Genomic DNA, 21,186 nt, shown 5'->3' on the forward strand with positions numbered 1-21,186 from the left:
CGCCGACGATCCCGGATTATCGCGTGCTCAGAATCTGCGCCAGCGGATTGCCGACCGCTTCGTTGCGTTCCAGGCGAAGCGACCGCGCCTCGACCCGCGCATCCTTGAACAGCATCACCGATTGCGACATGCGCCCGTCGCCGCTGCGAAACCGGTTGCCGCGCATCGTCAGGCCTTTGACCACGCCCGAGACAAAGGCGATCGCAACCCCGCTGCGGTCACCGGCAGCCCCCGCATCCACGAAGTGATTGTCGGCGATCTCGATGCCATCGGCGTCGCGTACCCACATCGCCATGCCGGGCGGCGCGGCACCCACCCGCTCGAACCGGTTGCCCGACAGCGCGATGTCCACATTGGTGCCGCGATAGCCCATCTCTGCATGGCTGGCGCAATCGCGAAACAGGTTGCCCGCCATCCTCATTCCGCGAATGCCGCTGACGATGAAGGGCTTGTCGCACCCCGTGACCTGGTTGTTGCGGAACGTGATGGCATAGGGCCGGTCGCTGCGTACCGCGCCGTCCCCGACGAAACCGAACGCCTGAAACGCTGCTACCCGGTCCCGGATGCGGTTATTCTCGATCAGGATGCCTTGCTGGGGCGTGCGCACGACATCGTTCGGCAGCAGCAGCAGCGAAATCGCCGCTCCCCCGCCCCCTGCGAAATCATTGTCGCGGATGACGATATTGCGGATGACCGCGAACGCATCGGCATTGGGTTCCAGATCGATCGCCCCCGGCTGGGCAATGCCGGTCGCCGGGTTCATCGGATCGCCGGGAACCGCGGTGCCGTCGCCGGCCCGGGTGACGTTCAGGAAACGCGATCGTTCGATTCGAAGACCATCGACGTCGATCACCGATACCGCGTTGCGGTTGTTGGCGTTGATCCCGTCGAACACGCAATTCTCGATCACGACATTGCGATTATGCCGCTCGACCTGGCTGGTGACGCTCGACCCCAGATGAAGGCCGTCGCCGCGAAACCCGCGAAACGCGACTCGCTCGAACCGGACGTCGCTGACACCGTTCAGCATGACCAGATAGGAAAATTCGCTGAACCCCAACCGCTCGACATCGTCGACGAAGCTCAGGTCGCGAAACGTAAGGCCGCGGATGTTCCGCCCCGGATCGGGCGAGCCGCTATCGCCATGCAGGATGAAGGGGTTGCTCGCGCCCGAGCGCGCAATGACCGTTCGCCCGACCCCATCGCCAAACAGGGTCGCACCGCTGGGCAGCGTCGCCGTTGCGGTGTTTCCGATCAGGTAACGACCGCCCGGCCCGCTTCCGCGTCCCGCGGGCGCATGGACCGGTCGCCCCGTCGCAAATGCCCGCGCCAGCGCGGCGCTGTCATCGGAATCCCCTGCCCGACGGAAGTCGGGTAGCGCCACGGAATCCTCTTCCTGGCCACCGGGCGCCGCACGACAGGCAGCGGCGGCAAGCGGCGCGGTGGCGAACATCGATGCGACGAAGCAACGCCGGGTTAGCCCGTCGCGCATCCCGATCACCGTTCCCTGAACGCGTTTTCGGACAATCGGGTGAAGGGCGTCAAAAGGTAACTCATGATCGAACGCTTATCACCGATCAGGCTGACATCGGCAACCATGCCGGGCCCGATCGGTAGCGCCTGCCCGTTGCGATCGACGACGACATTCGCCTGGGTCCGGATGCGCACCGTGTAGAACGTCTCATCGGTTCGCTCGTCCAGGATCGCGTCGGGCGAAATGCCGATCACGCTGCCTTCGAGCCCGCCATAGAGCGAATAGTCATAGGCGGTGATCTTGACGAGCGTCCGCTGACCCTGCCGGACAAAGGCGATGTCCGCGGGCCGGACGCGCGCCTCGATCGTCAATCCCCGGTCGTCGGGAACGATCTCGACCAGCGGCTCGCCGGGACGGACGGTGCCGCCGACGGTATTGGTCAACACCCGGTTGATCCGCCCGGCCAGGGGCGCGCGGATCGTCGTTCGATCTACCCGATCCTCCAGCGCGGGCAGCGCCTGACGCTTGGCCGCGAGTTCGGCCTGCGCGGCCGCCAGTTCCTGCGCCGCGCGCGAGCGCCAGTCCTGCCGCACCTGCGCCAACGTCGCACGCGCCTCTGCCACGCCCGATTCGGCGCGAGCGAGCGACGCGCGCGCCTGGCTCGCCTGGCTGGCAGCCACCGACGCCTGGCGATCGGCCTGCACCAACGACAGACGCGGCTCGATGCCGGATGCGACCAGCGGGCGGATCATTTCGGCCTGATCGCGCGCCCCGTCCCGGTCGGCGATCGCCGCCTGAAGGCTCGCCTGCGCTTCGCCGACGCCGCGTTGCGCCTGCACCAACCGCGCGCTTGCCGCCGAGGTCAGGCTTTGGAGATCGAGCTGGCGCGACAGATACAGCGACTGTTCGATCGCGACCTGTTCCGCCACCGCCAGATCGGCCGATTGGGGGAATTGCGGCGCGCGACCCGCGACTTCCGCTTCCAGCCGCGCCACCTTGACCCGCAACGATTCATAGGCCGACTGATTGGAATTGAGATCGGCGCCCGTCGCGATCGGATCGAGCCGGATCAGCGGCGCGCCCGCCTGTACCACGGTGCCGGTCTTGGCGATGATTTCACGAACGATCCCGCCTTCCAGGTTCGATACCACCTGAAGCTGGGCGGTCGGCACGACCCGCCCCGCGGCGTTGACCGTGCGATCGAGTTCGGTGAAGACTGCCCACAGAACGAATAGGGCGAAGAACCCAAGGATGCCCCATAGCAGCGCATTCGATGCCCAGCGCGGTTTGATCCGCTCCGCATAGTCCTCAAGATGATCGTTCGACATGTTATGCGGCCTTGGGCGGCGCCGCCAGACGGCGCAGGATTTCGTCGCGCGGGCCGTCGGCCAGGATCTTGCCGTCGCGCATCAGGATCACGCGATTGACCAATCGCAGCAACGACATCCGGTGCGTGATCAGCAACAGCGTCCGGCCATCGATCTCGGGCGCGATGCGCTCGATCAGTGCCTGTTCGCTTTCATTATCCATCGCGCTGGTCGGTTCGTCGAACACCATCATGTGCGGGCGACCGGCAAATGCCCGTGCCAGTGCGATGCTTTGCCGCTGTCCCCCCGACAGGCTTTCGCCGCGGTCGGACAGCACCATGTCGTATCCGTTCGCGATCCTGCCGATAAAGTCGTGCGCACCCGACAGGCGGGCGGCCCGCAGCATTTCCTCGTCGTCGATGCCGTCGCGCTCCAGTACGATATTCTCGCGGATCGACCCGGTCAGTAGCACGCTTTCCTGAAGCGCCGTACCAATCATCGAACGCGTATGGCCCAGATCGAGCTGGCGCATATCGGTGCCGTCGAGCTGAACCAGCCCGTCCGTCGGCTCGTACAAGCCAAGTGCCAGCCGGGCCATCGTCGACTTGCCCGACCCGACGCGTCCCAGCAGCGCGACGCGCTCGCCCGGCTTGATCGTCAGGTTGATGCCGTTCAGCGCATTTTCGGCCGCACCGGGATAGCGGAACCCGACCTCGCGCATTTCGATCAGGCCATCGACCTTGGCGGGGCGCAGGGGGGTGGGGTTCGATTTTTCGCTGGGTTGTTCCATCAGCCCGTTGATCTGGCGATACGCCATGCGCGTGCTGGTCAGGCGGGACAGCAGCATCGCGATCTGGGCCAATGGTGCCACCGCGCGCGTGCCGAGCATCGAACAGGCGATCAGCCCGCCCATGGTCAGGTCGCGCGCGACGATCATATACACCCCGACGACGACGATCCCCGCATAGGTCAGCGTCTGCGCGGCATTGGCCACGTTCATGCTGATCGATCCGATCAGCCGCTGGAGCAGCGATTGTTCCGCATGCGCCTCGATCGAGGCGAGCCAGCGTCGCGTCAGCAGCGGTCCGGCACCCGACGTCTTGACGGTCTCGATCCCGCCGATCGTCTCGACCAGAACCGCCTGCTTGCTCAATCCCTGTTTCATCGCGTCCGCTGCCAGCCGGTCCATCGCCGGATAGGTCAGCCATGCACTGGCGAGCACCAGGGGCACCATGATGAGCGGCACGATCACCAACGGACCGCCGATAAAGCCGATCGCGATCATGGTCAGGATGATGAACGGCACGTCGATCATCGTCGACAAGGTGACCGAAGCGAAGAAATCGCGCAGCGTTTCCAGTTCGCGCAGGATCGCCGCCAATGCCCCCGTCGATCCGCGCCGCGCGTCCAGACGCAACGACAACAGCCGGTCGAACGCCGTCGCGCCCACGTCGCGATCGACATTGGCACCGGCGATATCGACGAAATAGGAGCGCAAGGTGCGCAGGACGAAATCGAAGACGATGACGATCAACAACCCGATGCTGAGCCCGATCATCGATGCGGTCGCGTTGTTGGGCAGCACCTTGTCGTACACGGTCATCGCGAACAGCGCCGATGCGAGCCCGAACAGGTTGATCATCGCCGCGGCAAGCCCGACCTTGATATAGACCTGTTTGTTCTTCAGCATCGGACGCGTCAGCCAGGCGGCAAAGCGCGGCGGCGTCGCGACGATTTCCATCTCATGTGGTTTCACTGGTCAGCCTGTCGGTAGGCGCTGTCGATTTCAAGCGCGGTCAGCAGTCGGCCGGTGCGCGCAAGCAGCACATAATGCGCAGCGTCGCGATCGGCCAGGCTTTCGATATAGGCGGCGGCGGCCCCGAAATAGGCGTCGTTGGCGTTGATGACGTCGAACAATGTGCCGCGCGAGATGCGGAACCGCGCCTCGACCGCATCGCGCGACTGGCGCGCCGACAAATAACCCTGTTCGAGCGATTCGGTCTGGCGATTGAGCGCCTGAAGGTCGCTCCACGCGATCGCGGCGTCGCGTGCCGCCTCTTCCTCTACCCGACGCGCGCGCGCCGATGCGCCGGTCGCCCGCGCGGTCGCCTGTTTCACCCGCGACGTGGTGCCGCCGCCCAGACGCTGGCTGAGCGTAATCCGGGCGCGCACGTCATAGTCGCGCTCGGTTTCGAACACGCCGTAGCGGCCGGCGTCGATGCCGGCGCTGATATTGGGCAGGACTCCGCGGCGTAGCGCCTGGGCGTCGCGGGTTGCGGCATCGGCCTGTTCGGACGCACTGCGCACCGCGGGCACGTCGATCGCGGCTGCGCGCGCGGTGGCCTGAGTGGCGGGCAGATCGCCCAGGAACGGCGCGCGCATCAACTGCGCAGGCGCGGCTTGTCCGGTAAGCTGGGCGAATTGCGCCTCGGCATTGGCGACCGCGCGTTCGTAGCGGGCGACGCGGGTGTTGAGCGACGCGAGGCTGCTGTCGATCCGCGCGACATCGACCTGGGCATTGACGCCCTGATCGACGCGCTGGGCGAATTCGCCCTGCCAGCGCGACTGGTTGGTCTGATAGTCGGCGCTGATCCGCAGCAGCGCGCGATAGGTATAGATGTCGTACCATGCGGCGATGGTGCGCAGCGCGATCTGCGACGCGGTGTCGTCGATCGCCGCCGCTGCCGCCCGCATCCGCGCACCGCCCGCCGCGATCCGGCTGAAGGTCGCGCCGAAATCGAACAAGGTCTGGTTCACCGCCAATTGCGCGTCGGTGCGCGCGCGCGGGCGCGATCGTTCGATGATATTGTCGATATCGTTCGAAAATGCGCGAGAGATCGTATTGTAGCTGGTGACGTTCAGCTCGGCACTGGGGAACAGGCCCTCGCGTGCCTCTCCCCGGATCGCCTTTGCTTCTTCGGCCGCAGCCTCGGCCTCTCCCAAAGCCGGGTTGCGATCGACCGCGGCGGCCACCGCCAGCCGGAAGGCCTGGGCGGAACTGCCCGCGCGCCCCAATTCCAGCACGGGATCGCCGATGCCCGAAATTTGCAACGGCTGGCTGAGCGGTGCCGCCAGGCTGGATGGCGATCCCGGACCCTGCCGCGGTTCGGCGACGGGCGCGGCGGCATCCTGAACGGAGCGTTCGGGTAGCGGCAGCGCTTCGCCTTCGATCGAGGGGAGCACGGGTGCCGCATCGTCCAGCCCGCCCGTCGTCGTCGGCATCGGCGGCAGTGGCGATTCGCTGGGCGGTGTCGGGCCGAAGGGCGAGGAAGGCGATGACGTCACCGGCCCCGGAACGCTGGCACGCGGCTGGCCCGCATCCTGGGCCACCATGCTACCGCCCGCGGAAATCGGCGCGGCAGCGACGCCGACCGGCGCGGCCATGGCGGACGCGGCCATCGTCAGGGCGAAGAAGGAAGCGGGGGAATGGGGGATGTTACGCATGGCCTATCGCATTCGGGCCGATACCGACCGAGCGGCGCTTATAGGGCGATGGCGCAACAGCGTCCAGCCGTTCGTGGCGGCGGCAGCGCGGTCCATCCAAGCGCGTGGTGCGCCGCGCCGAGACACAAAAAAAGGCCTCCACCTTGCGGTGGAGGCCCCTTTTTGAGGTTGGTGTGCTTATGCGGCCGGAATGGTCGCGGGCGTCGCACCGATGATGTCGAAGTCGTTGAAGCCAAGCTGCGTACCGGCTGCAACCGATGCGAACAGCACCGCTGCACCCGAACCCGTACCGTCGGCGTCGTAGAAGATTTCGCCGGTCGCCTGGTTGTACAGGATCTGAGCGTTCGTCCCGACCGCGGTGGTGCCGTTCACGAACTCGTTGAAGTCAACATCTGTACCGAGACCAGCAAACGCCGTCGTCGACAGACCGATGAAGTCGCCTGCAGCGAAGTCAGAGATGAAGTCCGCATTGGCCGCACCCACTTCGCCGAAGCCGAAGATGTCGCTGCCGCCACGGCCGGTGAGGGTGTCGTTGCCGGCACCGCCCCAGATCGTGTCAGCACCGTCGGTGCCGATGATCGTTTGAGCAAGCGAGTTGCCGATCATTTGAAGCCCGGTCGTGCTCTGCTGATCCGCAGCCGAGAAGGTCTCAATCGAGCCACCTTCGCGCAACTGATAGTTGCCGCTGGTGAACACGGTGTCGTTACCCTGGCCCGCGACTTCGCGAACCACGTCGTTCTGGCTGTACACACGGTAGATATCGTCACCGAACAGGCCGGTGAGGGTATCGCCAGCAGCCGTACCGATTGCGACGCCATTGCCGTCGACGGTGTCGTTGTCACCGTTCAGGATGTTGTTGCCAAAGTTACCGACGAGGATCTGTGCCGCGCCGTTACCGGTGAGGTTGATCGCGTCCGTACCCTGACCATCCGCTGCGATGATCTGTTCAATGCCAATAATACCACCAGCGGCCACGGCATTGGCGTTTTCGTCGGTGTAGGCAGCGTTGGTTGCTGCCAGATCGAAGCTGACCGAGGTCACGACACGATCGCTGTCGCCTACCGCACCGGCACCTTCGATGATCCGCGCCGTGTTCGCGTTGAACGCGGTGATGAGGTAGCTGTCGCTGCCATCGCCACCGATCAGCGTGTCTGCACCGCCCGCACCGTCGAAGGTGTTGGCAGCCGCGTTGCCGCGGATCACCTGAGCGAAGCCGTTACCCTGAAGGTTGATGGCATTGGTGCCGGTTGCCAGCAGATATTCGACTTCGGCAGCCGCAATCAGGCCGAAGAAGTTCGACGTACCGCCATCCAGGTTGACGTTGACCACATCGGTGCCTTCGCCGACATTCTCGTTCACCGTCGTGTTCTGGGCAGTGACGTTATAGGTGTCGTTACCGCGCAGACCGGCCAACTGATCCTGATACTGGACACCGTTGAGCAACGAACCACCATCGCTGATGACGTTGTTGCCGAAGTTGCCCTGAATGATCTGGCCATAGGCGTTGCCGGTCAAGTCGATGTCGGTCGTGCCAGCCTGATCGGCCGTCGACAAACGTTCGATCTGCATCGCGCCGTTGATGAAGCCGCTGATGCCGCGAGCATTACCAGCTTCATCCGTGAAGGACGCCAGTCCAGCGTTGATGTCGTTCTGCGCCAAGCTGAAGTCAGCGCTTGCGAAGATGGTATCGAACGCACCGCCATCGGTATCTTCCGCGACGACATCGGTCTGGTCGTAGACGCGATAGGTGTCGCTGCCGTTGCCGCCGATCAACAAGTCGGCAGTACCACCGGTGCCAGCACCGGTACGGCCGTTGAGGATGTTTGCACCCGCATCACCGAAGATGGTCTGGCTGGTTGCCGTGTCACCAACGAAATAGTTGCTGGTTGCCGTGGTGTTGAGCGCGTTCAGGTTGAGCGTGCCGTCACCCGTGCCCCCGGCCGCTGCGGCCAGATTGGTGCCTGCAGCAACCAGATATTCGATGCCGGTTGCCGAACCTTCCAACTGATAGCTGGACGACGCGATAACCATGTCGAAAGTGCCGGCTGTGTCGGTAATGACATCACCCAGCGCGTCGACGAGGTAGGTGTCGTTACCTGCGCCACCGTTCATGGTGTCGTTGCCTGCACCGCCGTTAATGCGGTTTGCCTCGCCATTGCCGTTGATCGTCTGAGCGCCCGCACCGGTCGTAACGTTGACTGCCGTCGTCGCCTGAACGTTCACCACTTCGACATTGTCGCCAATGTTGTAGGTGCCAGCAGCCGAGCCGGCCACGATGTTCACCGTGTCCGTGCCGCCACCGGCCTGCTCGACCACGCTCGTGCCAGTCGTGCTGACATTGTAGGTGTCGTTACCACCAAAACCGATCAGCGTGTCGGCTCCGCCGCCGCCGGTCAACACGTTAACGCCAGCGTTACCCGCAATCACCTGAGCAAGCGCATTGCCGGTCAGGTTGAGAGCAGTCGTGCCCGTCGCGTCGGAAGCGACCAGGTTTTCGACCGACACGCCAGCACCCAGCGTGTAAGTCGCGCGGTTTGCCGATGCGACCACCAGCACGGTGTCGTTGCCGTTCGCGGTGCCGTTCAGCGTATCCGCGCCTGCTTCGACGATGACGTCGTCGTTGTCGCGGATGATGTAAGTGTCGTTACCCTGGCCGCCGGTCAGCGTATCGAGCACGGTGTCAACACCGCCGTCCAGCGTGTTGTTGCCAGCATTGCCATTGATGATGTTTGCAAGGTCGTTACCGGCCAGCACGATGTTGCCCATGCCGGTACCCGTCAAATTCTCAACGCCAGCGCCCAGCGTGAAGTTGACCGACGTCTGTACGAGATCGGTGCCCGATCCACCCGATTCCGAGACTTGGTCACCGGCGTTGTCGACGACATAGGTGTCGTCACCGCCGCCGCCGATCATCGTGTCGAGGCCTTCGCCGCCATTCAGCGAATCGCCGCCGGTGCCGCCGATCAGAACGTCGTTACCCGCCAGGCCGTTCAGCGTATCGCCGCCGGCATTCGTGGATTCGAGGACATCGTTGCCCGCCGTACCATTGATAGTAGCCATGAATAAAACTCCCTTACCTTACTATTGTGTGTCGAGGAGCGGCCAGCCCACAACCTCGGCGATCCATTGGTTTTGACGGGTGTGTCGCAGGCGCAGACCGAAGCCCCCATCGCGCCCCTGCTGAAAATCGAACTCTGTAGGCCCCTTTATTCCTCTCACAGAACTACAGGTCCACTTAGCGTGGACGTTTAGTCCTTGGCAAGCCTTTCACTGGACCCCACAACCCCGAAAACGCAAGAAAATATCCCTAGCGTTGCTAATTTGTCTGATCGTAAGTGAAACTATCCGCATTTCCGATCAGAAATTGGTGTTGGATCAGGGCCGCTAGCGGTCGGCCGTCGGCATGATTTGACAATGTGTGCGCAAGCCGCTTTGTCCGCGCTCCATGCGTATCCTGATCGTCCACCAGAACTTTCCCGGCCAGTTCAAACATCTCGTCCCCGCGCTGCTGGCGCGTGGCGACGAAGTGGTCGGCATGGGGATGCGCGACGTCAAGGAAATGGTGGCCGCAAGCGGCGGCGAGCAGCGGATCAAGGGGCTGCGCTATATTCGCAGCACGGGGGCGTGCAACACCGCGACCGATGGCCATGCGTGGAGCCGCGATTTCGATTCGAAGATCATCCGCGGCGAAGCGACGCTGCGCAGTGCGACGCGGCTGCATGCAGAAGGCTGGACTCCCGACCTGATCCTGGCGCACCCGGCGTGGGGAGAGGCGATGTTCCTGCCGAACCTGTGGCCCGACGTGCGAATCGCGCTGTATTGCGAGATGCTCTACCGCGAAGAGGGGCTGGACAGCGATTTCGACCCCGAATTTCCGCGACAGAACGATGGCCCGTTCGAATCGGCGCGGCTGATGATCCGGTGCCTGCCGCAGCGATTGCTGTGGGACCATGCCGCCGCCGGGCTGTCGCCGACGCGGTTCCAGGCCGATACCTATCCCGATCCGATGCGTGGCAAGATCAGCGTGATCCACGACGGGATCGATACCGATGCCGTGGCACCGGGGCCGGGCCAGTCGATGAAGACGGGGGGTGGCCATGTGTTCAACCCGGGCGACGAGATCATCACCTTCGTCAACCGCAACCTGGAACCGCTGCGCGGCTATCACCGCTTTATCCGCGCCCTGCCGGAGATTCAGCGGCGGCGGCCGGAGGCGCACACGATCATCGTCGGTGGCACCGAGGTCAGCTATGGTGCCGCGGCCCCCAGCGGCAATTGGCGGGACCATTTCCTGGCGGAAGTGCGCGACCAGCTAGACCTGTCGCGGGTCCATTTCGTCGGCAAGGTGCCCTATTCGGTCTATCTGAACATGTTGAAGCTGTCGCGCGCGCACGTCTATCTGACCTATCCCTTCGTCGCGTCGTGGAGCCTGGCCGAGGCGCTATCGACCGGCACGCCGGTGGTCGCGAGCGACACCGCGCCGGTGCGCGAATTCGTGACCGACGGCGACAATGGCCTGCTCGTCGATTTCTTCGATTCCGACGCGCTGGTCGATCGAACCTGCAAGCTGCTGGAGGATCGCGCTCTGGCGACCCGGCTGGGCGAGGCCGGGCGGGCGCACATCGTCGAGCATTACGACCTGACGCGGGTCTGCCTGCCGCGGCAGCTCGCCTGGATCGACGCGGTCGCCCGTGGCTGATCCGGCCCGTCCGCTGGAGGGCAAGTCGATCCTGCTGCTGCCACGCTACACGCCGCTGGGGCCGAGCAGCCGGTTGCGGATGGGACAGTTCGTGCCGCTGCTGGAGGCGGCGGGCGCGCGCATTACCAGTTCGCCGTTTTTCGACGATGCGTATCTGACCGGATTCTTCGACGGCGGGCGCCAGTCGCGCGCGGCGGCGTTGCGCGGCTATGCTCGGCGGCTTGCGGTCCTGTCGCGTACCCGCGCCGACCTGATCTGGGTCGAGCGCGAGTTATTCCCGTTTCTGCCGGGCCTGACCGAGCGCCTGCCGAAATCGCGAGGGGTGCGCTATGTCGTCGACATGGATGACGCGGTGTTCCACCGATATGATACGCACGCCAGCGGGCTCGTGCGCGCGGTGTTGGGGCGCAAGCTGGTGCCGCTGCTGCGCGGTGCGGCTGCCGCGACGATGGGTAATCCCTATCTGGTCGATTACGCCAGGCGTGCGGGCGCGCCGCGCGTGGAGATGATCCCCACCGTCGTCGATCCCGCGCGCTATCCCGTCACCGCGCCGCCTGCCGGCGAACGGCTAAGGCTGGGCTGGATCGGCACGCCGGCCAATGCGCGCTACCTCGACATCGTCGTCGATGCGCTGCGCACGCTCGGCGCGCACGTGCCGGTGACGCTGGTCACCATCGGTGCGCCTCCGTTGGAAGGACTGCCCGTACCGCAGGAAGTGCATCCCTGGCACGAGGATAGCGAGGGACGCTTGCTCGCCACCATCGACGTGGGCGTGATGCCGCTGGTCGACGATCCGTTCGAACGCGGCAAATGCGGGTATAAATTGATCCAGTACATGGCGGCCGCGCGTGCCGTCATCGCATCGCCCGTCGGCGTGAACGGCGACATCGTAACCCCCGAAACCGGATTGCTCGCGACCACCGCGGACGACTGGGCCGCTGCCATCCGCACGCTGGCCACCGACCGCGCACGCACGGCGGCGATGGGTCGCGCCGGTCGCGAGCGCGTGGAACGCCATTACGCCCGCGACGTGGCGGGGGCGCGGCTGATCGATCTGTTCACGCAGGTGACGGCATGACTCGGGTCGCCATGATCACCAGTGGCGCGCGCACCGTGCCCAATTTTCGCGGCACCCTGATCGAGGAACTGGTCGCGCGCGGTGCCGAGGTGCTGGCGCTCGCGCCCGACTGGGACGATGAATCGCGCGCCGCCACGCGCGCGCTGGGGGCCGAGCCGATCGACATCTCGCTCGCGCGGACGGGGTTGAACCCGGTGCGCGACCTGGCCGACACGCTGCGAATGGCGGCGGTGCTGCGCAGCCTCGCGCCCGATGCGATGCTGACCTATTTCGCCAAGCCCAATACCTACGGCATGTTCGCAGGCGCGCTTGCCGGGGTGAAGCGCAGGATCGCGATGGTCGAGGGACTGGGCTTCGCGTTCGACAGCACCAGCGCATCGGGCGTCAAGGCGCGGGCGGTGGCGGCAGGGGCGAAGCTGCTCTATCGCCAGGCGTTCGCGCGCGCGGACAAAATATTGTTCCTCAATGCCGAGGACGAAGCCGTGTTTCGCGAAAGCGGGCTGGTCTCGCCCGACAAGGCGGTCAGTTTCGGCGGCATCGGCGTCGATCTGGCGGCCTTTCCGCCGACTGCCCCGGTGCTCGATCCGCCGACCTTCCTGCTGATGGCGCGGCTGCTGCGCGGCAAGGGGATCGTCGAATTCGCGCAAGCCGCCGCCTTGGTCAAACGGCAACATCCGAACGCTCGCTTCGTGCTGCTGGGCGATGTCGATGCCAATCCCGACAGCCTGACCCGCCCCGAAGTTCAGGCATTGGTCGATCAGGACATGGTCGAATGGCCAGGCCATGTCAGCGACGTTCGCGCGCGGCTGGCCGCCGCCAGCGTCTTCGTGCTGCCCGCCTGGTGCCGCGAAGGCCTGCCGCGCAGTACCCAGGAAGCCGCCGCCATGGCCAAGCCCGTCATCACCACCGACGTGGTCGGTTGTCGCGATACGGTGGTCGATGGCGTCAACGGGTTCATGGTTCCCGGTCGCGACGTTCCCGCGCTGGCAAGTGCGATGCTGCGGTTTCTCGACGACCCCGATCTGATCGCCAGCATGGGCCAGGCAAGCCGCCGCCTTGCCGAAGAGCGCTGGGACGGACGCAGCAAGAGCCGCCAGCTGGCGGCGCTGTTGTTGCCCGACTGACGACGATCGCGCCGCGCATCAGGCGTTGGCGGCCGTATCCGCATTGCCGGTGACCGGTCGCACCGCGATCGCCATGACCGGCAGGAAGTACATCCACTGGAACACGAAGGATTCGATATAGGGATTGGTCGCCGTCGCCAGCAGCGAGGGCACCAGTCCGCCGATCATGTAGATGTCCTCGCCGCGAAGATCGCGGGCACGCCAGCGCTTCAGGAATTGCTGGCCATACATGAAATAGACCGCAGCATAGGCGATGAACCCGAACAACCCGACGCGCAACAGGGTCGCCAGCGGCATCACTTCGTAGCGCCAAGGGAATAGCATGTTGCGGATATAGGGCACGCCCACGCCGTGCCCGACGCCCATGCCATAGCTGTCGAGAAACCCCTCCCACAGCGCCGCGGCCTGTTCGGTCCGCTCGGAACCGCCCGCGCTGGTCAGTTCTTCCCACAAACGCTCGATCAGGACGACCAGATCGACCGACACCAGCAGATAATCGATCGCCACCATGATGATGAGCGACACGACGCCGAGCAGGATGGTCGGCAGCAGCACCGATCGCGCACTGTCCCCCTCCCCACTCAGCTTCGACCGGCGGCGCAGCACTGCCCCGGTCAGAAACCCGATCGGGATCGCGATCATCAGCGCCGACCGGCCGGAGGTCAGCGCCGCGAGAAAGACGAGGCCAGGCAACACGATCCGCGCGATCGGACTGCGGACGATCATCGGCTGGGCGTAAAGCGCACCGCTCAAAAAGATCAGCGATCCATAAACCAGCATCGTCGCGCCGGCATAGCCGTCGGACACGTTGACGTTGGCTTCGGAAACCAGGAACGACACCGCCCCCTCGCCGAACGTCAGGAACAGAAAGAAGAACGCCGCAACAGACGCGACTGCTGCCCAGGTGAACCAGATGAGCCATTTCGTCGTGCGTTCGAGGCCGACATATTGCATCAGCGTCGTCGACATGATGATCCACATGAACGGTGCGATGATATAAACGAACAGCGTCTGGTTGGATGCCGCACGCGGCGCACCATTGGTGTATCCGACCCAGATATAGGCCGCGGTTACCGCCGTCGCGGCGAAGAACGCCAGGATCACCCGGTCGAGCCAATCGTCGCGACGCACCAACACCAGACAGATCAGCGTCGTTGCAACGAAGGTGGCGGCCTCGACTTCCTGAAACGAATGCGGCACCACCGCCGCCATCGCCAGCGAGACGAACAGAAAAAACCCCGCAATCTTGGCAAGCGCGTCGCGCGCCTCGGTCCGCGGATTGACCGCCAGCGCGGCGCGCATCGTCACCGCGCCTGCTCCGCCGAGCGGCGCGTCAGGCTGGCCCGGACGATCTTCGCGATTCCCGGCAGCGCGCGGTACAGCATCGCAAAGCCGCTGAGGGTAAAGCGGAACTCGTCGAACGAACCGCGCAAGACGGCCCGCCCCAGTCGGGAAAAGGGTTCGATCAGCAGCGTGACGATCGCAACCAGCCAGGCCTGACCCAGGGGAAGGTGCTTGAACGCGTAGATGATGTTGCTTTGAAGCGCGTAATAGAGCCGATGCGCCCGGACCTGTTCGGACGTGCCGCCCTGTTTGTGATAGGCGGTGACGTCGGCCAGATAATGCGTCTCCCGCCCCGCCTTGGCAACGCGACGCGACAGGTCGAGATCTTCGAGATAGACGAAATAATCCTCGTCGAACCCGCCCAGCGCCTCGAACAGGTCGCGGCGGATCAGGTAGAATGCGCCCATCACATGCTCGATGGGGCGCGTCTCCAGATGATCGAATTCGATCCGCGTTACCGGCGGAAACCAGCGCCGGGCGATGCGTGTCAGGCCCAGCGAATTGCCGATGAAACTGCGCCAGTTCGGAAAACGCGCACAATGGCGGTGCGCGGCGCCGTCGCGTCCGACCAGCCGGATGCCCACCACGCCGACCGTATCGCGGCGGGCCTCGGCATAGGCAAGCGATCCGTCGATCGCGCCGCCGTGCAACTCGGCATCGGGGTTCAGGAACAACAGGAACGCGGCGCTGCTTTGCCGCGCGGCCAGGTTACAGGCGCGCCCAAAGCCCAGATTGGCACCCGCCTTGATGATCTCCAGCGCGATATCGGACCGCACAATGTCCGCCGATCCGTCGGTCGAGCCGTTGTCGACCACGATCACGCGCCCCACCGCCGGACCGCCATGCGCGGCGATCGAATTGAGACAGGCGGCGAGTTGGTCGCCCGCGTTCCAGTTGACGATGACGATATCGACCGCGCCGACGGACGCAGCGACAGACGAACCGTCCTGGGAAATCGCGTTAACAGCTAGATTCATTGCGCTGCTTTAGGCGGAGGGCCCACGAAGTTCCAGAGCCTCTGACGCCGGTCCGCCTCTGACGCTCGACAGCCGGCAAGCGCCGCGGCACAGCGGCCCGATGGACATCGATTCCTTTTCGCGTTTCGCGGCGCTTCGACCGGACTGGCACTTTACGCCTTCGCTCCCGAACTGGCGCGTTCGCGCGACGCGCCTCTACTGCCGGTTTCGCGGCCGCATCGGCGCGCCCGCGCACCGCGTACTGACCCCGCCGGTCGAAACCGGCGACTGGACGATCTATTTCGCCTTTCTGCCCGATGGCCAGGTCCAACCGGCACACCGGTTCGCGATTCGCGCGTTGAAGGCGCTGGGGCGCAGGCTGATGATCGTTTGCGCGACCCAAGAACCGAACGCCATTCCAGCCGGGATTCGTGATGCTGCCGATGCGCTCATCTGGAAAGCGCTGCCGGGATTCGATTTTTCCGCGTACGGCATCGGTCTTCGCACCCTGGCAACGCATTGTCCGGGCAGCGATGCGCTGGTGCTCAACGATTCGACCTTCGGACCGCTGACCGACCTCACGCCCTGGCTGGCGCGTGCGCAGTGGGATCTGACCGGATTCACCGCAACGTCGAACGTCGAAAACCACATCCAGAGCTATGCCTTCCACCTGCGCGACGTGACGCCGCGGCGCATGAAGGCGTTGTCGGCGATCTTCCCTGCCACTCACAGCTATGACCGGTTCTGGTCGGTGGTGCTTCGACAGGAAACGCGCTTTGCTCGCATCGCCGCGCGCACCATGTCGGTGGGCGCATTCCTGTTCGCGGACCATGACGATGTCGAGGATCCGACGTGGCAGATGGCGCTGCCGCTGGTCGAGGCCGGATTTCCGTTCCTGAAACGATCGCTGCTCGGCAAGCTGGAGCATGTCGCCCCGCGCGAACAAACGCTCGCGACGCTGGCTGCCGCCGGTTACCCGGTCGAGGAAGAAATCGCCCCGCGCGCCTAACGCGAGCCAAAGCCTGTCAGCATCGTCCGCACCGTCCGCACCACGATCAGCATATCGATCCAGGGCGAATAATGTTTGATGTAATAGAAGTCGTAGTGGAGCTTGCTCCGCACATCGTCCAGATCGGTGACATGCCCCTGGCAGACCTGGGCCCAGCCGGTGATCCCCGGTTTGACGATGTGGCGATAGCGGTAGAAGGGCAGTTCCTCTTCGTACCAGCGTGACAGGATCTGCGCTTCGGGGCGCGGGCCGATCCAGCTGATCTCGCCGCGAAGAATGTTGATGATCTGCGGCAGTTCGTCGATTCGGCTACGCCGAAGGAAGCGGCCCAGTGGCGCGATCCGCACGTCGTCGGGACGTGTCATCGCCTCATTGCGTTCGCAGGTCACGTCGCGGACAGCGACCATCGTCCGAAACTTGTAAACCGTAAACGGCTCGCCCTTGTACCCGATCCGCTGCTGCCGGAACAAGGCGGGGCCGGGCGACGTCATCCGGATCGCGATGCCGATGATCAGCAGGAACGGGGCCAACAGGATTGCGGCCAACGCCGCAGCGATCCAGTCCAGGACATTCTTGACCGACATCCACGCCGAGATCGGGGCCAGCGACCCGAAACTGTTTTCGGACAAATGCTCAAGTTCGACCCGGCCGCTCAGCGATTCGACCAGATGCTTGGTATGATAGACGGGCAGCCCGGCCAGTGCGAAATCGGCGAGCCGACGATCCCATTCGCTCGGCAGATCGGTGCGCAGGTCGGCGGCGACCGCATCCAGCCCGGCGACCGGGGTGGTCGGGTCGGACAACAGCACCCATTCGACCCCCGGTATATGGTCGGCTTCCAGGCGCATCCCGAACGGCAGGATGCCGACGCGAAGCACATTCTGCCGCTGGCGTCGGGAATGCATCACCAGGAACCAGATGACGCTCAGCGTATATCCGCTGAAGATCATGATGCGGTTATATTCGAGCCGCGTCATGAAGAAGATCAGCATCAGCGTGGCAAAGGACAGGCTGAACGCCGGCAGGACATAAGCCGCCTTCTCCACCCCCGGATAGGCGCTGACATTGTGGAACAGCGCGTAGCCGATGACGATCGCCAGCACCGTGCCGTAAAAAGCCTGGGTGACGGGAACCATCTGCGCCGCGCTGTCGATCGCCAATACGCGCAGCAGGAACGGAATGACCGCCGCCAGCAGCAGCGCGCCGCCCAACTGGTAGCGAAGACGATCGTACTTGCCGCGCCTCATGTTCTCGAATTCGCCGACATGTATCCGTTCTTCGGGGCCCCGCGCGCTCGAACGGCGCGATCCGTATCCGCGCCATAACCCCTCGTCCCATTCGAGGCAAACGTCCGCACCCCGGAATCGCTTCGCTTCACCGGGAAGGCGCGACGCTGATCTGGTCGATCGCACCCTCGACCGTCGCCAGCCCGGACCCGGGCTGAATGATCAGTGCCAGCGATTGACCCGCGCATCCCGCAGGGACCGTGAAGGTCGCCGACGATGGCGCGCGCGCCGCCAGCGGAACCCGCGACAGTTCGTTGCCCGCCGGAAGACAGGTGACGCGCAGATAGGGCGGTGCTTCGTCCGCCCCCTGGAGCGTCGCGACCCGCGACTGGAGCCGGTACGGGCCGGACGGCAGCGCCAGCATCTGCCGCGCGGCCTCTCCCCCTTCGCCCGACGCCGTCGAAAAGCTCAGCCGTCCCTGTCCACCCGCCCCGGGTTCGATCTGGGCGGAAACGAATTCGGTATCGGTGGTTTGCCAGTCGAACGGGGTCGGCGATACCGGCTGCTCGGAGAAGCGCGGATTGCGCACGCCCGCGCGTGCCGCCTCCGGCGTGTCGGTGGCGTAAACCGCCCATGCGACATCGAACAGCCGCGCCTCGATCAACCGGGAATAAAGCGCCGCATCCGCCGCCGCCCCGGTGGGCACGCCCTGACGCTTGAGGCGCATCAGCAATGACGCGGCCGCACGGACGTCACCGCTCTGCGCGAGTTGCTGGATGTACAGCCCGCCCCATGAAGGGCGTCGTGCCAGCGTGTTGGCGATTTCGACCCGCAGGGCTTCGTCCGATGCCGCACCGATCAGTACTGGAAACAGGATCGACGGTGCCGCACGCGAAGTGCGCATTGCGGTGTCGTAATGGCGCAGCGCGCCCGCAATGTCGTTGTCGGCGACCGCCGATTCGATCATCCACAATTGCGTGGACAGGTCGCGGCGCGACAGCCGCTCGGCCGCTGAGAATGCCGCGTCGGATGCAGCGGTCCGATCGCTGGTCAGCCCCATCACCGCCAGCGCGGTGACGTTGCCGGCATCGCGCTGTAACGCGCCCAATGCCAGGGCGCGTGCCTCGCCGAACCGGGTGCGGTCGGTTTCGCCATCGACCATGTCGAATGCCGCGCGGGCGCGCACGATCGCATTCTCGCGATCGATGTTGAGCGCCGCCTCCGGACTGCGGTTCGCCAGCGCCAGACCCAGGCTGTGGCGGACCGCGAACGTGCCGGTCACCAGGACGATGGCGACCAGGAACATCCGCCACCAGAAAGCGGGCGGGCGGGCGCGCCCCGCAACACCGTCAGTCTTTGTTGCCGTACCCATAGCCATATTCATAACCATAGCTGCTCCGGCCCGATTCGAACTTGGTCAGCACCGCACCCAGCACGCGGACATGCGCGCTTTCCAGACGGTGAAGCGCGGCGCGCACCAGGCTGGATCGGATGCCGTGCGATTCGATCGCATAGATGACGCCATCGACCCGTCCACCGATCAGCGGCGCGTCGGCGAGCCCCATCACCGGCGGCGAATCGATCACGACATGATCGAATTGCTCGAGCAGGCTGGCGATCAGCATGTGCAGCCGTTCGCTGGTCAAAAGCTCCGCGGCGTTGGGCGGGACCGGCCCGGCGGTGACCGCGTGGAATCCATACTGCGCTACCGGCTGGATCAACCCCGTCACTTCGTCGTTCCCGGCCAGATAATTGCTCAGTCCGCGATCGTTGTCGGTGCCGATCAGGTGATGGATCGACGGCGACCGCATATCGCCATCGACCAGGACGATGCGCTTCTGCGCACGCGCCAGCATCGTCGCGAGCGCCAGCGCGGTCGTGGACTTGCCTTCCGACGGGCGCGTACTGGTAACGGCCAGCGACCGTGGCACGCCATGTTCGGTCGAAAAGGCCAGATTGGTCTGAACCGCGAGATAGGCATCGACCATGCTCGACTTGCGATCGGCGAGCGCGTCGCTCGGCTGCGTGCCCGACAATTTCGGGATGCTGCCCAGCAACGGCACGCCGATCAGCGGCTCGACCTCGGTCGGGTCCGATATCGCCTCGTCCGCCTGTTCGAGCAGGAACGCCGCCATCCCGCCCAATGCACAGCCGATGATGAGCGCCAGCAGCATATTCAGCACCAGTCGCGGACTGGAGGGCCGCTGCGGCATTTCGGCGGCATCGACCACCGAAATGTTGTTCACCCCGACGCCGCCGGCGATGCCGATTTCCTTGTAGCGCGCCAGCAGCGCGTCATAGAAACCGCGATTGGTATCGACCTCACGCTGCAAGATCCGGTACTGGATCGTGCGATTGCGCAGGTCGAGCGAGCTGTTGGTCAGATCCTCGACGCGCGCCTGAAGCCCACGTTCGCGACCCAGCGCCGCGCGATAGGCCAGCTCGATCGAGCCAGCGATCCGCGCCTCTTCGGCAGCGATGCTGCGTTCGGTCTGGGTGATCTGGGTCTGGACCGCGCGCGCGGCCGGATATTCCGGTTCGAATTGGAGCATCAAGCGCTGATAATCGGCCTGAAGCTCCGCGCGCTTGGCGCGCAAGGTGTTGAGCGCAGCGTTGGTCAGCGCCTCGGTTTCCTGGCCGCCGCGTCCCTGGCCAGCACGATAGCGCGCTTCGGCCTGAACCCGGTCGGCGGTCGCCTCCGACAGCGCGGTGTTGATCGCGGTCAAATCGTCCGAATTGAGCGACCGCTCGGTGCCCGCCGCGCCGGGAATGTTGATGATCCGTTCGGCAGATGCATAGGCCACCAGCGCGCGTTCCGAGGTTTCGAGCCGCTGGCGCAATTGTTCGATGCGCTTTTCCAGGAATTCGCGCGCATAGCCATTGGCTTCGTAGCGACGCTGCAACGTCGCCTGGATGAAGTTGGTCGACCACGCATCGGCGACCTTTTGAGACAGCGCCGGATCGGGGCTGCTGAAACTGAGATCGACAAGCCGCGACGAGCGTACCGGCGATATTTCCAGATTGTCGAGCAACAGATCGCCCGCAATCCGCAGCCGGGCCGGACGTCCGGCGGTGCCGAGCCTGCCACCCGCATCGGTCCGGAAAATGTCGCTTTCGGTATCGACGTCGAACGTCTGGAAAAACGCGAGATCGTCGACCAGGCGAAGCTGCGTCGCGACGCGTTCGGCCAGCGAACGCGCGCGCAGCAGACCATATTGCGTCTGATAGAATTCCTGGTCCGCGTCGCTCGATTCCTGCTGTGCGCCACGCAGATCAACGATTTGGTCCGATTCGCGCGAAATCTCGATCGTTGACACCGCAGTATATTGCGGGGTCATCAGCAGCGTGATGATCAGGCCCAGCAACAGACATCCGCCGACGATCGCGGCGATTGTTTTTTTCCAGCGCGTGACCAATCGCCAGACATAACGCAGCAACGGCGTCTGTTCCGCCGGTGCCACCACCAGCGCCGTGCCCGCGGGTCCGCGTGGAATGGGAGTGTGCGTGTTCATAAATATTCCGCGC

General features: G+C 64.8%; 14 protein-coding genes. 4 read left to right on the forward strand and 10 right to left on the reverse strand.

Annotated elements, in window-relative coordinates; genetic code table 11:
- Positions 1-16: 16 nt before the first annotated feature.
- The 5 genes from ENHY17A_RS01035 to ENHY17A_RS01055 form a co-directional block, all read right to left on the reverse strand.
- Positions 17-1,492: a right-handed parallel beta-helix repeat-containing protein gene (locus tag ENHY17A_RS01035; protein WP_159709353.1), complete on the reverse strand. Its 1,476-nt coding sequence runs from the start codon at positions 1,490-1,492 to the stop codon at positions 17-19.
- A 5-nt stretch (positions 1,493-1,497) separates the two neighbouring features.
- Complete coding sequence (locus ENHY17A_RS01040; RefSeq protein ID WP_159709354.1) at positions 1,498-2,802, reverse strand: HlyD family type I secretion periplasmic adaptor subunit; 1,305 nt, start codon at positions 2,800-2,802, stop codon at positions 1,498-1,500.
- A 1-nt stretch (position 2,803) separates the two neighbouring features.
- A complete protein-coding gene (locus ENHY17A_RS01045) occupies positions 2,804-4,537 on the reverse strand; it encodes a type I secretion system permease/ATPase (protein WP_328799117.1) in 1,734 nt (577 codons plus the stop codon).
- On the reverse strand, positions 4,534-6,225 hold the full coding sequence (locus ENHY17A_RS01050) for a TolC family protein (RefSeq protein WP_159709355.1): 1,692 nt from the start codon (positions 6,223-6,225) through the stop codon (positions 4,534-4,536). The genes ENHY17A_RS01045 and ENHY17A_RS01050 overlap by 4 nt, the downstream gene beginning before the upstream one ends.
- A gap of 177 nt (positions 6,226-6,402) precedes the next feature.
- Positions 6,403-9,285: a beta strand repeat-containing protein gene (locus ENHY17A_RS01055; protein ID WP_159709356.1), complete on the reverse strand. Its 2,883-nt coding sequence runs from the start codon at positions 9,283-9,285 to the stop codon at positions 6,403-6,405.
- 385 nt (positions 9,286-9,670) lie between these two features.
- On the opposite strand from ENHY17A_RS01055, the gene ENHY17A_RS01060 reads away from it, so the two are divergent.
- From ENHY17A_RS01060 to ENHY17A_RS01070, 3 genes are read left to right on the forward strand one after another with little or no spacing between them, the layout of a single operon-like run.
- The gene (locus ENHY17A_RS01060) at positions 9,671-10,924 is read left to right on the forward strand and encodes a glycosyltransferase (RefSeq protein ID WP_159709357.1); all 1,254 of its coding nucleotides are present in this window, start codon (positions 9,671-9,673) and stop codon (positions 10,922-10,924) included.
- Complete coding sequence (locus tag ENHY17A_RS01065) at positions 10,917-12,002, forward strand: glycosyltransferase family 4 protein (RefSeq protein ID WP_159709358.1); 1,086 nt, start codon at positions 10,917-10,919, stop codon at positions 12,000-12,002. Before ENHY17A_RS01060 ends, ENHY17A_RS01065 begins: the two co-directional genes overlap by 8 nt.
- A complete protein-coding gene (locus ENHY17A_RS01070; RefSeq protein ID WP_159709359.1) occupies positions 11,999-13,126 on the forward strand; it encodes a glycosyltransferase family 4 protein in 1,128 nt (375 codons plus the stop codon). The genes ENHY17A_RS01065 and ENHY17A_RS01070 overlap by 4 nt, the downstream gene beginning before the upstream one ends.
- Before the next feature lie 18 nt (positions 13,127-13,144).
- Here the strand turns inward: ENHY17A_RS01070 and ENHY17A_RS01075 are convergent, their stop codons facing one another.
- Complete coding sequence (locus ENHY17A_RS01075; protein ID WP_159709360.1) at positions 13,145-14,434, reverse strand: hypothetical protein; 1,290 nt, start codon at positions 14,432-14,434, stop codon at positions 13,145-13,147.
- Complete coding sequence (locus ENHY17A_RS01080; protein ID WP_159709361.1) at positions 14,431-15,447, reverse strand: glycosyltransferase family 2 protein; 1,017 nt, start codon at positions 15,445-15,447, stop codon at positions 14,431-14,433. Before ENHY17A_RS01080 ends, ENHY17A_RS01075 begins: the two co-directional genes overlap by 4 nt.
- Before the next feature lie 100 nt (positions 15,448-15,547).
- Between ENHY17A_RS01080 and ENHY17A_RS01085 the strand changes: the two genes are divergently transcribed.
- A complete protein-coding gene (locus tag ENHY17A_RS01085; protein ID WP_159709362.1) occupies positions 15,548-16,435 on the forward strand; it encodes a hypothetical protein in 888 nt (295 codons plus the stop codon).
- On the opposite strand, the gene ENHY17A_RS01090 is transcribed toward ENHY17A_RS01085, so the two are convergent.
- The 3 genes from ENHY17A_RS01090 to ENHY17A_RS01100 form a co-directional block, all read right to left on the reverse strand.
- Positions 16,432-17,682: a sugar transferase gene (locus tag ENHY17A_RS01090; protein WP_159709363.1), complete on the reverse strand. Its 1,251-nt coding sequence runs from the start codon at positions 17,680-17,682 to the stop codon at positions 16,432-16,434. The genes ENHY17A_RS01085 and ENHY17A_RS01090 overlap by 4 nt on opposite strands.
- Positions 17,683-17,809: 127 nt before the next feature.
- Entirely contained in the window at positions 17,810-19,033 is a 1,224-nt protein-coding gene (locus ENHY17A_RS01095) for a hypothetical protein (RefSeq protein ID WP_159709364.1), read from the reverse strand.
- Positions 19,011-21,173, reverse strand: a complete 2,163-nt coding sequence (locus ENHY17A_RS01100; protein ID WP_159709365.1) for a GumC family protein — start codon at positions 21,171-21,173, stop codon at positions 19,011-19,013. The genes ENHY17A_RS01095 and ENHY17A_RS01100 overlap by 23 nt, the downstream gene beginning before the upstream one ends.
- Positions 21,174-21,186: the final 13 nt, after the last annotated feature.

This window comes from Sphingomonas sp. AX6 (assembly GCF_902506605.1).
GTDB lineage: Bacteria > Pseudomonadota > Alphaproteobacteria > Sphingomonadales > Sphingomonadaceae > Sphingomonas.